This is a genomic window from Winogradskyella ludwigii (genome assembly GCF_013403985.1).
GTDB lineage: Bacteria > Bacteroidota > Bacteroidia > Flavobacteriales > Flavobacteriaceae > Winogradskyella > Winogradskyella ludwigii.
Genome location: NZ_JABFDF010000001.1, coordinates 213,950 through 229,057, shown reverse-complemented (window position 1 = coordinate 229,057; position 15,108 = coordinate 213,950). Strand labels below are relative to the sequence as shown.

General features: G+C 30.4%; 18 protein-coding genes. 6 read left to right on the top strand and 12 right to left on the bottom strand.

What is annotated here, in order from left to right; all coding sequences use genetic code 11:
* Positions 1-11 precede the first annotated feature (11 nt).
* The 4 genes from HM981_RS00940 to msrB all read right to left on the bottom strand — a co-directional run bounded on the left by HM981_RS00940 (position 12) and on the right by msrB (position 1,836).
* Positions 12-533, bottom strand: a complete 522-nt coding sequence (locus tag HM981_RS00940) for a peptide-methionine (S)-S-oxide reductase (RefSeq protein WP_179336708.1) — start codon at positions 531-533, stop codon at positions 12-14.
* Positions 512-766, bottom strand: a complete 255-nt coding sequence (locus HM981_RS00935) for a glutaredoxin family protein (protein WP_179336707.1) — start codon at positions 764-766, stop codon at positions 512-514. Before HM981_RS00935 ends, HM981_RS00940 begins: the two co-directional genes overlap by 22 nt.
* 72 nt (positions 767-838) lie before the next feature.
* Complete coding sequence (gene msrA / locus HM981_RS00930) at positions 839-1,384, bottom strand: peptide-methionine (S)-S-oxide reductase MsrA (RefSeq protein WP_179336706.1); 546 nt, start codon at positions 1,382-1,384, stop codon at positions 839-841.
* Positions 1,384-1,836 (bottom strand): peptide-methionine (R)-S-oxide reductase MsrB, encoded by a 453-nt coding sequence (gene msrB / locus HM981_RS00925; protein WP_179336705.1) that lies wholly within the window; start codon positions 1,834-1,836, stop codon positions 1,384-1,386. Before msrB ends, msrA begins: the two co-directional genes overlap by 1 nt.
* Before the next feature lie 235 nt (positions 1,837-2,071).
* Between msrB and HM981_RS00920 the strand changes: the two genes are divergently transcribed.
* Positions 2,072-2,500, top strand: coding sequence for an FKBP-type peptidyl-prolyl cis-trans isomerase (locus HM981_RS00920; protein ID WP_179336704.1), 429 nt, complete (start codon positions 2,072-2,074; stop codon positions 2,498-2,500).
* A 304-nt stretch (positions 2,501-2,804) separates the two neighbouring features.
* Complete coding sequence (locus HM981_RS00915) at positions 2,805-3,638, top strand: universal stress protein (protein WP_179336703.1); 834 nt, start codon at positions 2,805-2,807, stop codon at positions 3,636-3,638.
* Between the two features lie 11 nt (positions 3,639-3,649).
* Here the strand turns inward: HM981_RS00915 and HM981_RS00910 are convergent, their stop codons facing one another.
* The 8 genes from HM981_RS00910 to HM981_RS17465 form a co-directional block, all read right to left on the bottom strand.
* Positions 3,650-4,087: a hypothetical protein gene (locus tag HM981_RS00910; protein WP_179336702.1), complete on the bottom strand. Its 438-nt coding sequence runs from the start codon at positions 4,085-4,087 to the stop codon at positions 3,650-3,652.
* A gap of 87 nt (positions 4,088-4,174) precedes the next feature.
* Positions 4,175-5,011, bottom strand: coding sequence for a universal stress protein (locus HM981_RS00905; RefSeq protein WP_179336701.1), 837 nt, complete (start codon positions 5,009-5,011; stop codon positions 4,175-4,177).
* A 154-nt stretch (positions 5,012-5,165) separates the two neighbouring features.
* Positions 5,166-6,011 carry a universal stress protein gene (locus tag HM981_RS00900; RefSeq protein ID WP_179336700.1) on the bottom strand — a complete coding sequence of 282 codons (846 nt, stop codon included), beginning with the start codon at positions 6,009-6,011 and terminating at the stop codon, positions 5,166-5,168.
* Positions 6,012-6,029: 18 nt separating this feature from the next.
* Positions 6,030-6,878 (bottom strand): universal stress protein, encoded by an 849-nt coding sequence (locus tag HM981_RS00895; RefSeq protein WP_179336699.1) that lies wholly within the window; start codon positions 6,876-6,878, stop codon positions 6,030-6,032.
* A gap of 324 nt (positions 6,879-7,202) precedes the next feature.
* Positions 7,203-7,592 carry a hypothetical protein gene (locus HM981_RS00890; protein WP_179336698.1) on the bottom strand — a complete coding sequence of 130 codons (390 nt, stop codon included), beginning with the start codon at positions 7,590-7,592 and terminating at the stop codon, positions 7,203-7,205.
* Positions 7,585-8,445, bottom strand: a complete 861-nt coding sequence (locus HM981_RS00885) for a universal stress protein (protein ID WP_179336697.1) — start codon at positions 8,443-8,445, stop codon at positions 7,585-7,587. Before HM981_RS00885 ends, HM981_RS00890 begins: the two co-directional genes overlap by 8 nt.
* A gap of 86 nt (positions 8,446-8,531) precedes the next feature.
* Positions 8,532-9,587: a response regulator gene (locus HM981_RS00880; RefSeq protein ID WP_179336696.1), complete on the bottom strand. Its 1,056-nt coding sequence runs from the start codon at positions 9,585-9,587 to the stop codon at positions 8,532-8,534.
* A complete protein-coding gene (locus HM981_RS17465; protein ID WP_179336695.1) occupies positions 9,584-11,464 on the bottom strand; it encodes a sensor histidine kinase in 1,881 nt (626 codons plus the stop codon). Before HM981_RS17465 ends, HM981_RS00880 begins: the two co-directional genes overlap by 4 nt.
* A 163-nt stretch (positions 11,465-11,627) precedes the next feature.
* On the opposite strand from HM981_RS17465, the gene HM981_RS00870 reads away from it, so the two are divergent.
* From HM981_RS00870 to HM981_RS00855, 4 genes are all read left to right on the top strand, one after another.
* Positions 11,628-12,035 carry a hypothetical protein gene (locus HM981_RS00870; protein WP_179336694.1) on the top strand — a complete coding sequence of 136 codons (408 nt, stop codon included), beginning with the start codon at positions 11,628-11,630 and terminating at the stop codon, positions 12,033-12,035.
* 95 nt (positions 12,036-12,130) lie between these two features.
* A complete protein-coding gene (locus HM981_RS00865) occupies positions 12,131-12,751 on the top strand; it encodes a WG repeat-containing protein (RefSeq protein WP_179336693.1) in 621 nt (206 codons plus the stop codon).
* Between the two features lie 15 nt (positions 12,752-12,766).
* Entirely contained in the window at positions 12,767-13,849 is a 1,083-nt protein-coding gene (locus HM981_RS00860; protein ID WP_179336692.1) for an efflux RND transporter periplasmic adaptor subunit, read from the top strand.
* Positions 13,846-15,108, top strand: coding sequence for an ABC transporter permease (locus HM981_RS00855; protein ID WP_179336691.1), 1,263 nt, complete (start codon positions 13,846-13,848; stop codon positions 15,106-15,108). The genes HM981_RS00860 and HM981_RS00855 overlap by 4 nt, the downstream gene beginning before the upstream one ends.

The window sequence follows — 15,108 nt, the reverse complement described above, 5'->3', positions numbered from 1 at the left end:
TGTGAATGCTTTTATGTGATTTTTAAATTTTTGGGAATAAAGTCTGAGTTTATGTGATTAGAAAAATCACTTAATAATAGCCTCAATTTAGGATTTATAAAGCGTTCACAAAAGGGTTTTTTAGGATTTTTTTGATAGTAATTTTGAATGGCTTCACGAGACGCTTTAAATTTAGAAAACGGATATACTTTAGTGATTAATTGATGTTCAAATTTGGGTTGAAAGTTATTTAGTAAAGTTTCTGCTTCTAAGTTCTGTTCGTCTGAAAACGAATAAATAGCAGAGCGATATTTTTCTCGCATAGAATGCGCAGAGGTGCTTTTATGTGTATGTAAATGAATTTCAATTAAAGTTTGAAGACTTATAATGTCTGTGTTATAATGTACAATTACGGCTTCAGAAAAGGAGCTGTTTTCGTTAGTAGAAGCAACAAAACCTTGTGCTACTTTAGTTACACCATTCAACGATTGAAATACCGCTTCTGTACACCAATGACAACCTCCTCCAAATGCTATTTTAGTTTTTCTATCCATTTAATTAATTCAGAATCCGATGGGTTGCGTAATCTTTTGTTGCCTAATGTAATGGTTGGGAAGTTGAGTTTTTTATTAGTGTATAGATTTCTTAATTCTTCCGCTAAATTTTCATGTTTTATAACATCTAAAAACGAATAATCCAAACCGCTTTGGGTTAAAAAGTTCTTATAGTGTTGTGTTTTATGGCATTGGGCTGAGCCGTAAAGTTTAATTTTTAAAATTGAAGACATTACAAATTCGCTTTCTTACTTTGTAAAACTAAAAAGCAACGCTCAAACGAAAGTTGCTCTTAGCATTTATTTTTAGTTTTGTTTCAATTTATCTGAATGCAATTTTCTAAGTTTTGCTAATTTCGGATCAATAACAAAACTACAATACCCATAATCAGGATTGTTTTCATAAAAATCTTGGTGCTCTTTCTCAGCTTCGTAAAATGTAGGAGCTTTAGATAATTCGGTAACTATAGGATCGTTGTAATATGGTATCATTTCCTTAAGCACTACTTCTGCAATTTCTTTCTGTTTTTCATTATGATAATAAATTACAGAACGGTATTGTGTACCACGATCTGCACCTTGTCTATTTAATGTGGTAGGATCGTGAGTGGTCATGAAAATGACTAAAATATCCTGATAACTAATTATATTAGCATCAAAGGTTACTTGTACAACTTCAGCATGACCAGTTAAACCAGAACATATTTCTCTATATGTAGGTCGTCCTGGAACTGTACCTCCAGAATAGCCTGAAAGAACTTGTTCTACACCTTCTACTTCCTGAAAAACCGCTTCTGTACACCAAAAGCAGCCACCACCAACTGTGGCAATTTGTAAATTTTTAGTTGTCATTAGGCAATCTCGGTATCTAAAATCATTGATTCTGAATTCACGCAATAGCGCAATCCGCTTGGTTCTGGTCCATCAGGGAAAACGTGACCAAGGTGGCCGTCGCAAGTATTACACATAACCTCGACACGGACCATTCCGTAAGAAATATCTTTCTCGTATTTAATTGCATTATTTTTAATAGGTTGTGTAAAGCTTGGCCATCCTGTACCAGAACTAAACTTTATAGTCGAGTCAAACAAAGGAGTGTTACAGCAAACACAGTTGTATTTGCCTTCTTCGTAGGCTGTACAAAGGTCGCCACTATGTGCGCGTTCTGTTCCTTTTAGTCTACTAATTCTAAATTGCTCTTCTGTTAAGAGCGCTTTCCATTCTGTTTCCGTTTTTTCAACACGGCTGTCTGGAGTAAGATTTCCTTTTACAGAAAAGTTAATAATATCTTTCCAAGTTAACATAATATATTGTCCTTTCTTTTTTTAGTTATTGAAGATAAAGATAGTCGAAATGTTTCTGAAATTCTTACAATTTAAAGAGTACCAATTGATCTGTTTTCAACTTGTAGAATTTAAGAAACAAAATGATAAATAGACGTTAAGTTTTTCTTAAATACAGATAAAATCTTCGGATGATTCTTTTTTCTCTTTTATAAACAATAATTTTGCAGCTCATTATAATGAAAACAAGAAATTTATGAGTCAAGTAAAAGAAAATGATACTGTAAAAGTACATTATACAGGTAAATTAAAAAGTGGACAAGTCTTTGATAGTTCTTTAGAGCGTGAGCCTTTAGAATTTACATTAGGAAAAGGTATGTTGATTCCTGGTTTTGAAAAAGCAGTCATTGATATGAAAGTGAATGATAAAAAAACAGTTGATATTCCGGTTGCAGAAGCTTATGGTGATGTAAGAAAAGAATTATTTCATAAGGTTGAAAACACGCAGCTTCCAGAAGATGTAAAGCCAGAAGTAGGATTAGGTTTAATGTCTAAAGATGCGCAAGGTAATGAGCACCCTTTTAAAATTGTAGAGGTAAACGAAGACCATATCGTTGTAGATGGAAATCATCCTTTAGCAGGACAAGAGTTAGTATTTGATCTTGAATTAGTAGAGATTAAGTAATACGACTTACCTTAAAAGATATAAAGACCTGTGAAGTTAACTTCACAGGTCTTTTTTTTGCAAATTAATAAATGTTCTTCTTTAGGACTGATTAAACTAATGTCATGGAGATTCTTATTACTTAGAATAACTTCTGTTGCATTAGCTAATGTTAGAAGAATATCTAAAAATATTTCAGTGATATTGATGAGTTAATAAATTTGATTAAGGTTGTTGTGCTTCAAATATTAAAAAATAAAATCATGATGATTTAAATCATTTTTTGTCTCATTATCTTTAGTTAATTTTATATAAATCTAAAATGATGAAACAGATACTCCTACTTACAGATTTTTCTGAGAATTCGGTAAATGCTATACATTATGCTTTAAATTTATTTAAAGATGATAAGTGTAATTTCTATATTCTGCATGTAGAAAGTTCTAAATCCTATTTAAGTGATGATTTGGTTCTTGGTGGTAATCAAAGCATACATGATACTATTGTAAAAAAATCCAAACACAAATTATCTGAACTTATTGAGAACCTTAAAGCTCATTTTAAAAATGATAATTATACGTTTCATAAATTGGTTGATTATGATAGTGTAATAGATGCTGTAAACCAAGTAAAAACATCTAAGGCAATCGATTTAATTGTTATGGGAAGTAATGGTGTAACAGGAGCAAAAGAAACTATTTTTGGTAGTAATACTGTTAATGTAATTAGAAATGTAAATTGCCCAACATTGGTAATTCCTGAAGGTTTCTTATATGTTAAGCCATCCGAAGTTGTATTACCTTTAGATTTAAATGATGTTTTAAACAGCAACGCCTTTGTAGAACTTCTTAAGTTCACTGCACACTACAGTGATAAAATACATTTATTGCGCTTAATTCCAAACAATGAACTATCGCAAGAGCTAGAAAAAGATACCAAGTACATGACTACTCATATGAAAAATATAAATTATGCTTATCATGTAATTAATGATGTGCCAATGAATTATGCTGTAAGATGCTACACACAAACACATGATATTAATTTATCTGCTTTGTTGGTGCAAAAGGAAGGTTTTTTCGAACATTTTTTTACAAGTTCGTCAACTTCAAAAATCAGTAATACATTAAGAGTCCCTTTATTAGTGATTCATTCATGATTCCATGAGTTTTATTTATCTTCCAATAAGCGATTTCGTTTGTCTTCTTTCTTAATGTTTTTTATAATTTCGAAGAGTTGTGTTTTAAGATTTCTGTATTCGTTTTCAAATTCTCTTATTTTAATAAGTAAGCCTTGATGCGATTTTTTATAAACCTTTTCTTCGTTAATTTGGTTAACACCATCCACAATAATTTGAAGATCATTTTCATGCACTCTTATGGCTTCAATTAATAGATTGTTGCGTTTTTCAGATTTATTAAGAATATCTATAATCTCTATGTTATCGGAGAATTTTTCTGGCTCAAGAAGTTGTAGTGTAAACGATTTTATAAGGTCATCAAAAAAAAGATGTTCATCTTTAATGAATAATAATTCTGAAAGCCATTCTTTTGAGTCTTCGTGCATTTGTTCTGCACTTATCCATTCTGCATATTTTGATTTATTCATGATTTCTATTTTTAAGATGTCGTAAAAAAAATGATATTGTAGTAATTTTAAATTTATCAACAACCAAAGATTATCTAGTGTTGTTTATTAACCAAAACAGGGTATCACTAAAAACGGAACTACAGGATGAAATCCCATTTTCTTAATAATAGGTTCTTTGGTTAAATCCTCAATAAAACTGTGTTTGTAATTTATCATTGTAAGAATATCAATGTTAAATGTTTTGATGAAATCTTTGATAGCGTGATCTTTATTGTCGTAATCTTTCATCCAATGAAAGCTGTGTTTATAATCTTCCAAATACGCTTTTAGCATTGCTAAATTGTAATTTTGCTTTTCCGTAAGATTAGTTTTTTCATTAATATGGCATATTCGAATCTTTGAGTTATGTAATTTCGATAAATTTTTAATTGGTCGTAATTCTTCACCATAGAAACGATTAAAATCTGTAGGAAAACCAATTTGCTTAGGAGTAACATATTCAAAATCTTTTGGGACTACTAAGATTGGACATAGTCTAATTTTATTGATCACTGTAACCGTATTGCTCCCAAATAAAAATTCGCCAACACCAGAAGCTCCTTTAGTGCCCATTATAACCATTTCAATTGCGTATTCTTTAATGGCAGACTTAATATTATCTTGAAGTGGGTCTGAACTAAAAATGGTTTTGAAATTATGCTTTGTATTTACATTTTCTGCTTTAGCATCTAGCTTAAGTGCATTTAGTTTATCTTGAGATTCCTTTTTAAGGTTATCTACATATGTAGAAGTTACATAGGTTCTAGAAACGGAACTTGGAAACATCCATGTATGCAAAAAATAGAATGTACAGGTTTCATTTTTAAATAATTTAAAGGCATATGAAGCGGCGCTTTTAGCGTTTTTAGAAAAATCTGTAGGTAATAGAATGTGATGTCTCATGATAGTTGTATTATAATCCTTAGGTATAAAATTAAAGGATTAATAAATGATATAAAATGACTTCTGTCATCTTATAAAAGGAATTTTAGAAATAATGTAAGTGCCTAAATCCTTATTTTATGGTCAATAAGTTCTGTTACAATAATTTTCTTTTTTATTGTTTTGAAGACATCACTAAAAAAGGAACTTTTAAATGAAACCCTATTTGATTTATAGTAGAACTAAAGAAAAGATTTTCGAAAAATGAATGCTTATTATTAAGCATTGCTAACATGTTTATTTTTGTTTTTTTCTGAAACTCATCTATCGCTTGTGTAATATTCATACTATCAAAATGATGAAATAAATAGGACGCATTTTTAAATTGAGATTTTAATTCTATTTGATTATTGATTTGCTTTTCTGTTAAATCGTTGCCAGTAGAAACATTCATCGCATTAATTCTAGAATGGTGTGTTGTGGTAATATATTTTAGAATTTCCATTTGAAACGATTTATAATCGACTTCTAAATCTGTGGGAAATAATATATCTAAAGGTGTTTCATATTCAAAATTTGAAGGAATAGCTAATACAGGGCATTTTATCTCTTTAAAGACATGGACTGTGTTGGAGCCAAATAATACTTCTTTAGCTCCTGTAGCTCCTTTGGTTCCCATAATTATAAGGTCTGTTTTATTTTCAGATATAAATTCCTTAATGCCCGAAACTAAAGTGTCAAACCGTGGCAATGTATGAAATTTATGATTGGGATTGTTTTTAAATGTTTTAGAGATTTTATCGGTCAATTCTTTTAAATTATCTATCGCTGTATTTCGTATGGCATCTCCCAAACCAAATTGCGCTGGATAGCCCAAAACATATTCAACATTATAAATTATGGGTGTGTACGTGTTTAGAATATGAAACGTACACGTGTCATTTTTAAATAATTTAATAGCATAGGAAATGGCATTCCAAGAGTTGTCAGAAAAATCGGTGGGCAAAAGTATATGTTTCATGAGTTGAGGTAGTTAATGTTAATGTCGTGTGGTATTCTGCATCGCTAGAAGTGGTATTTGTAAGCCAAGACTAACTTTATCAATTGTAGATGGAAAAAGCATATCTTCTAAAAATGAATGCTGCGTATTTACCATCGTTATCATGTCTATATTGTTTTCTGTAATCTGGGATGTAATCGTTTCTGGTACTTTTTTGTTATTTATTATATTAAAATCGACTTTGTTAATTAATAATGAGTCTTTTATAAAAGCCTGATTGTCTTCTTGTCTCATAGATAATTTTGTGCACGTAGAAATGTAAATGACATGAATATGACTTCTGTAAGATCTAGCAAGAACAGAAAGCAATTTTAGTTCGCGTTTTTTATAAGGAATTAGATAATCCGTTGGAAATAGAATGCTTTTAGGTTGTGTATTGGTATAGTTTGAAGGAATAGCCAATACAGGACATTGCACATATTTTAAAACTTGAAACGTCTGACTTCCAAAAATGATATGTTGGTTGTTAGATTTTCCTTTTGTACCCATAACAATGAGATCTATGCTATATTTATCTGTAATTTCATTAGCTTCTTCTACAAGTGTATTGTAAGCAGAAATACTATGATAGGTGTATTTAGGATTTGGAGCAATTGTATTTACTTGCTTTAATAAATTTTCTAGGTTTGTTTTAGATTTTGTTTTTACGTCATTTAAAACAGCGTCAGAATTTTCTCGCGACACTAAATCATCATGGTCGTAAAACTCATTTCTGTACGCATGCATAAAATAGAATTGAACTTTTTGGTACTTAAAAAACTCCAGAGCATATTTTATAGCATTCATCGAGTTTTCAGAAAAATCGGTGGGCAAGAGTATGGATAACATAATTTTAGTTTTTAGTGTGGATTATAAAGTTAAATCCTAAATCCCCTAAAAACAATGATATATATCAGATTACGCCACAATCTACATTAAGGTAAAATAAAAAAAGAGACAACTTGAAGGGATCTTATTTATAGATTTTAGTTAAGTAGAAGTTTCTTAATAGTTTTGAGCATTGAACCAACACAACTCTAATAACTATTGAAATTCCTTACGACTATAAATCTGTAAATAATGAATCTAACAAATTGCCTCTGTGAGATTAATAGCACGATAATATTAATACAATTAAAAATTACACACACTGATATTAATCAGTTTTAGTATTTATTCTAATAATATAATGCCATACGCTATGTTTAGTAAATAGATACCTACTAAAAATAGTAAGGTGTAAATAACCTGTACCAATTTTACATTTATATAAGCTAACCACGTTACTGTTCCTTTTGGAAAAGAAAATAGCGCCAAGCCAATAATTAAGGCAAACCAGCCAATAAGCGTAATAATTAGTTTGTAATTTAGTTCCCATATATTGTGAAATAATATATTTAACAAACCAATTAAAATACCTATAAAGGCTGTAGTGATCAAGAATTTTTGATCGGCTAAGTCGTCAAAAATTTGTTTTATTCGTTTTGGATTAAGACTTAATATTAAAAAGAAAATAAGTAAGTACCAACCCCAAAATTTTGCTAGAAATAGTGAATTATCCATAATTTTCGTTTTTTTCGTGTAAGACCAAAAATGGAATATCAGTATGATAACTGATGTGTTCCACTTTTGAATGAAATAATATTTGCTGAAAGTAGTTCAGGTTTTTAGCCACCATGCATACCATGTTTATGTCTCTACTTTCTATAAAACATTGAATAGCATCTTCGATATTTTTATTGGTTAGATAATGAAAACTATAGAGATGCCTATTAAAGAAATCTTCAAGTAATTCTTTGTTTTGCTGTTGTTCATTATTTAGTTCTACTTTGTTTTTATTAATATGCAGAATCCGTAATGTTCCTTTAAATTGGTCTAGAATTTTGGCAATAGGTTGAAGAACTTGTAAATCATGAGATAAAGAAAAATCGGTAGGTAACGCAATTTCTTTCGGAATAACATAAGATGCATTTTCGGGAATAATTAACGTGTTGCATTTTACCTTAGTAATTACATCAGCAGTATTACTGCCCAAAATAAGTTTCTCTAGTCCAGTAGCTCCTTTAGTGCCCATGACTATGTAATCAATATGTTTTTGCTCTAAGGTATTTCTGATACCATTTATAAAGAAATTAGTTTCTATAAGCGTATAAAAATTTTGATCTTTATAATTGGTGTCTAGTTTAGAAATCTGTTTTAAAAGTTGTCTTAATCTTTGCTTTATATTATTTACATATAAAGTATTAATATCATTTTTATATATAGGCACTGAGTCTTCAGACGTTTCTATATAAATTGGAGTATTAACGTGTAGTAAATAAAAATTGCATTTCAGATGTTTAAAAATATGGATAGCATAAATTATAGCATTCCACGAATTTTCTGAAAAATCTGTAGGTAATAGTATGTTTTTCATCGTAAAATAGCATTAGAGTATCAAAGTTATGTCTATGATATCATCTTTAAAATGATATTGATCATTTTACGCTTTTACGTATGAATTTATTGAATTTGTTTTAGTTTTTCTAAATCTAAAATCCTGATATTTCTGCCATCAATTTTAATAAGACCTTGCTTTTTAAAATTCGTTAAGGTTCGTATTAGGGTTTCTGTCGCAATACCAGCTATGCTTGCTAAGTCGCTGCGAGAGATATTTATTGGGTCTTCTGGTTTACGATTTATTTTTTCAGCAAATTTTAAAATAGTAGTAGCTGTTTTCTTATTAACAGAGCCATAAGCCATATTTAAGAGTTGATTCTTAATTGTTAAAAGATCGTCTGACAATAATTGCATGAGTTCTAAAGTAACTTTAGGATTACGATCTAGAATTGCGTTAAATTTAATAGTAGAAATCCCTATTAATTTAGTGTTTTCAATAGCAGATGCTGTTTCTTTATGAGGTAAACTACTTGTAAATGACGTATAGCCAAATAAGTCATCTTCTTTATATAATCCGGTAACTAATTCTTTTCCGTGTTCGTCTATTTGTTGACACTTAATAGATCCTTTTCTAATCAGATAGATGTAATTAGAGTGGTCACCTTCACGATAAAATATTTTATCTTTTTCAATCGTGAACTTCTTACCATTATCATCAAAATAGTTTTTTAAATCATTAATTGTATTAATACGGCAAGTTGCGTTGTCTTCCTCTTTCGCTAAATAGATCTCTTTGTTCTCACTGAGAATTGCAGCTTTTGCCAAACGGCTTTCAATAGCGTTAACAAGTTCGTCTTCTGTAAACGGTTTTGTAATATAGTCGTCTGCACCAAGGTTCATCCCTTTTCTAACATCTTTATGCTCCGTTTTTGCAGATAGAAAAATAAAAGGAATGCATTTTGTTTTAAGATCTTGAGATAAGGCTTTTAACGTTTCGTAACCATCTAACTCAGGCATCATTATATCGCAGATAATAATATCAGGTAAGTGTTTTTTTGCCGCTATTATACCGTTTTTACCATTGGAAGCTGTAAAGACTTTATAGTGAGAAAGTTCTAGTAATTCTGAAGTGTTGTCTCTTAAAACAAGGTCGTCCTCTATGAGTAATATACTTGTCATTGATTCATGGTATTAGGAAGCGTTATTGTAAATATAGTGCCTTTATCTTCAACACTTTCAAAACCTATAGTACCACCTAAATTTTCTAAATGGTTTTTTACAATATTCAGACCAATACCAGTGCCTTGAGTATTAATAACATTTTCTGCTCTGTAATAGCGGTCAAAAATATTTTTCTGATCTTTTAACGGTATACCAATTCCTTCATCTTTAATGGTAATTAAAGTTGTGGTTTCATCTTGTGTTACTTTAATAGTAATTGTTTTATGTGCTTTAGAATATAGAATAGCATTATTTAATAGGTTAGAAAGTATTAAAACTATTGATTTTTCATCTTGAAAAAGTGAGAGGTTATCAATATTATCAGGATATTTTATAGACTGTCCTTCTTTAAGAAGCATGTTGGCATTGTAGATCACATCATCTATCACTTTACTAAGCTTAAAGTGAGTGAAATTATAATTTAGTTTACCGGATTCTAAGCGTTCTAAAGATAAAAAATCATTGAGTATAGTATTTAAATACTGCACTTTATCTGCAATGGTTTTTATATGTTTATCTCGTTTTTCTTGTTCTTCGCTTAATTGATATTTTCCTAATAAAACAGACGACGTTAAAATACCGCTGAGAGGTGTCTTAAATTCATGAGATACCAGGGATAAAAATTTAGTTTTCAGTTCGTTTAGCTCTTTTTCTTTGGATAAGGCCACTTTTAATTGGGCTGTACGTTCTTCTACTTGTTTTTCGAGCTTTTCGGTATAATTTTTACGTTCGGTTATATCTAGAATAATAGCAACAAATACATTTTTATCTCGCAAATGATTGAGTTGTAAATGTACTTCTACAGGATATGTTGTAAGGTCTTTACGTTGATGAATGGTTTCAAATTCTAATTTTTCACTATTTTTTTTAAGTAGTACAGCGATGGTTTTTCTAAACTCTTTTTCAGTATCATTTATTTTAATATCTAGAGGTGTCATGCACTGCAATTCCTCAAGGTTGTAACCTAGGTTTTTCTGAGCACCATAGTTAACGTTCAAAAACTTTAATGTATCAGCATCAAAAACATAAATTTCATTAAGAGATTCATGTATTATTGTGGCCAAATGATTACGTTCAGATTCGGCTTTTTTGATCTCGGTAATATCATTTTGTATGCCTATAAAATTAGTAACAATGGCATCGTTATTTATGATGGGCATAATGTAAAGGTCATTCCAAAACAAAGTGCCATCTTTTTTATAATTACGAATTCTAACTTGGCAACTTTTACCTTTCTTTATAGCATGTCTTATCGTTTTAAGGCCTTCTTGGTTTCTATCTTCACCATGCATAAAGCGACAATTTCTGTTAATTATTTCTTCGCTTGCATATCCTGTAAGATTTTTAAATGCAGTATTAAAATAAATAATTGGATTATCCTCAAGCAACGCATCCGTTATAATAATACCATTACTAGCAGATTGCAATGCACTACTTTTTAACATTAAATTTTTCTCAGTTTCCTTGCGTTGAGAGATATCTTTAACCAAAGCCATCGTATAGATTTTGTTGTGGGTTTTAAATGGATTTAATTCAACTTCAACCGCAATTTTATTTCCATTCTTTTTTAAACCAAAAATGTCTTTAGTTTCTTCCATACGTCTCGATTTTGGTTTTTTCAAGAAGGATTGGACGTATTGTTTATGGCTGTGATGGTATTCACTTGGGATAATGAGATTTAAATCTTTTTGAAGTAACTCGCTTCGGCTATAGCCAAAAATATCTTCTGCATTAGAGTTAAGCTCTATGATCGTTTGTTGGTCATCAACAATTATAATAGCTTCCGATACTGCTTCTAATAGTACATTAAAAATTTCTTGGTCTTGATGAAGCATTAATTTAGAATTTATTGGTCACAAGATTGATTTTAAATTTAACGATTTTTCAAAAGAACACCTAATTCTATTTGTTAAGTTTTAAGTAATTATTAGAAACTGATTAATGTCATCGTACAGCTAAATCTTATATCGTAATTTTAGATGTAAACAACATTATATCATGAGTTTAGATAAGGGAGTGTCGTTACAGTTTTATCAGAATTTAGGCAAGATATTTTATGCTATTGCTGTAGCAGATCATGTGGTTAGAGATGAAGAGTATACTACTGTTATACACTTAGTAGAAACGTACTGGTTACCTGAAGATTCTGTCTTGTTAAGCTCAAAAAGCGATGAGAAAAATGCCATCATAGATACTTTTAAATGGCTTTATGAACATAAGGAGGAAGATGCAGATGAATGCTATAAAAGTTTTATAAGCTTTAAAAAATCGAACCCATCAATTTTTACAAAAAACATTAATGCGTTAATCTTAAAAACGGTTGGTAAAATAGCAATGAGTTTTTCTGGTCTGAATAAATCTGAACTTATTCTATTAGCCAAACTTGATTTTGAATTAAGGAAATAATAATTGCAAGTTTTTTGCATTGGTCTGACCAAGATCATTTCACGATCATAATTGTAATACTAATTTTAGAGTATAATTTTTAAAATGTAAATATCATGAAAAAATCATTAATTATATTTTTAACGGTCATTATACTTCCGCTTTTTGGATTTGCACAGTCTATTGAAAATCTAGATTTTATTTCACCATTTCATAACGATGTCGCAGCTATTAAAAATGATGGAAAATGGGGTTTTATAAATAAAGAAGGTCAACAAATTGTAGATTTTAGAACCGATTTGGTGGAGACCAAAACAGATCAGGGTAAGTATCCAATGTTTACAGATGAGAGATGTCAAATTGTACAAATTAAAGCTAGTATTTCATATTACGGATTTATAGATAAGTCCGGAAAAATAATTATTGAGCCACAATTTTTAGATGCTACTAACTTTATTAACGGTGTTGCTATCGCTTTAAAATTAGATAAACAAATACTGTCTAGAAATTCTGCTCTAGATAAAGAAATGGTTAATTATAGATACTTTGAAGTGCTAATAAATACGGATGGGAAGATCTTATATTATCTCAATCAAGATGGTATTAACATTGTCTTAGATAAAGATTTTATGGAAGCGACTCCTAAAATTACATCTAAATATTTAGCAGAAGATCTTTATGCTGTAAAGGTAAAAAACGAATCATGGACAGTTATAAAGGTTAAAGACAAGCTTTAATAAAATAACTTTAATATGAAAAGTTGGATATTTATAATAGCTGTTTGTTTTGTTTTTTCTTGTTCTAAAAAGGAAGAGAAAATCTTACCTGTAGAACAAACCTTAACGGAATCTGTTTATGCGTCTGCAACAATTCAGCCAGATAGTTTATATCAGGTGTATGCTGTGGTTTCAGGATTAATAGATGCTAATTTGGTAGAAGAAGGTGATGTGGTTCAAAAGAATCAGCATTTGTTTCAAATTATAAATAGTACTCCAAAACTAAATACACAAAATGCAGAATTTGCACTGAGTTTAGCAGAAGATAATTACAGAGGTAGCTCAACCGTTTTAAGTGGTATTGAAAGTGAAATTAAAGCCGCAAAATTAAAATGTCAGAACGATTCTATCAATTATTTTAGGCAAAAGAGATTATGGGATCAAAATATTGGTTCTGAGATTCAATACGATACCAAAAAACTTAATTATGAGTTGTCTTCCAATGAACTTAAAGTGCTTCAGAATAAATTCTATAGAACAAAAAACGAATTGAATACAGCATTAAAGCAAGCCCAAAATAGGTATCAATCTGCGACAGTTTCAACAAAAGATTTTACGGTAAATAGTAAAATAAATGGCAAAGTATATGCGGTTTATAAAGAACCAGGAGAATTAGTTACAAGCATGGAGCCATTGGCAGCTATTGGAAGTGTTAAACGGTTTGTTATTCAATTGTTAGTCGATGAGGTGGATATAGTAAATATCACAAAAACACAGCAAGTTTTAGTGAAGTTAGATGCTTATGAAAACGAAATTTTTGAAGCTAAAATTTCTAAAATATACCCTAAAAAAGATGAGCAGAATCAAACGTTTTTAGTGGAAGCACTTTTTGTGAATCCACCAAGTGTATTATATCCTGGCTTATCTGGAGAAGCTAATATTGTTACCGCTCAGAAAGCGCATGTATTAACCATTCCTAAAGCTTATTTAGGAGCTGATAATACAGTAAAAACAGACGATGGAACTGTTACTGTTAGTGTAGGATTACAGAACATGGAATTTGTAGAAATTCTATCCGGAATTACTCAAGGTACTTATATCTATAAAGTAAACAAATGACCAATTGGAGCGTAATATTGGGTATTGCAAAAACGCATTTACTTACCAAAATTAAGTCTACAGCTGTTGCTGCCTTAGGTGTAACTTTCGGGATTGGATCTTATATTACGTTGGTGTGTTTCATGACAGGCTTAAATGGGCTTTTAGATGATTTAATACTAAATCAAACTCCTCACATACATATTTACAATGAAATTGAACCATCAAAAGAACAACCTATTTCGCTTTTCGATGAGTTGAGCGAAAGCTTTAATATCGTTCATTCTATCAAACCAAAACTAAGTCAGGCAAAGATTCATAATGCATTACCTATTATTAAATATTTAGAAACCAATTCAAATGTACAAGGAGCACTTCCGCAAATAAAAACTCAGATCTTTTACCTCTCTGGATCTATTGAATTGGGAGGGAATCTTACAGGAATAAATCCTATGGAAGAAGTTCAATTTAATAATATGGGAGATTATATTGTAGAAGGGTCTGCAGAAGATTTAAAAAACACAGAAAATGGTATATTATTAGGTATTGGTATTGCCAAAAAAATGGCTTTAAAAGTGGGAGATCGTGTGCAAGTTAGTCCTGTAAATGGAGGGGTTTTTCCTTTGAAAATTGTTGGGTTCTATCAAAGTGGTGTTTCAGATGTTGACGCTAGACAAAGCTATGCCACCATAAAAACAGTACAGCGTATTTTGGGCGAAGCCAATAATTATATTACAGATATTAATGTGAAGTTAAACGACATGGAATTGGCTTTACCAATGTCCAAAAAGATTGAACAGCAATTTAAATTGAAAGCCGTAGATTTTAAAACTGCAAATGCCCAGTTTGATACAGGCACATCAGTTAGAAATCTTATTACCTATGCGGTTTCTATAACGTTACTTATTGTCGCGGGTTTTGGAATTTATAATATTTTAAATATGCTCATTTATGAGAAAATGAATGACATTGCGATATTAAAAGCCATTGGATTTTCGGGACGAGATGTACAGCTCATTTTTATGAGTCAGGCCATGATTATTGGTTTTGTTGGAGGTGTATTAGGCTTGCTTTTAGGTTATGTATTAGTAAGCATTATTGGCACAATTCCTTTTGAAACTAAATCCTTACCATCAGTAGAAACTTATCCAGTTCAATTGGACCCTATGTTTTTTGTCATTGGATTTGTCTTTGCTATGGTGTCCACTTTTTTTGCAGGTTACCTACCTTCAAAAAAAGCTAAAATAATAGATCCCGTTAAAATTATAAGAGGTCAATAA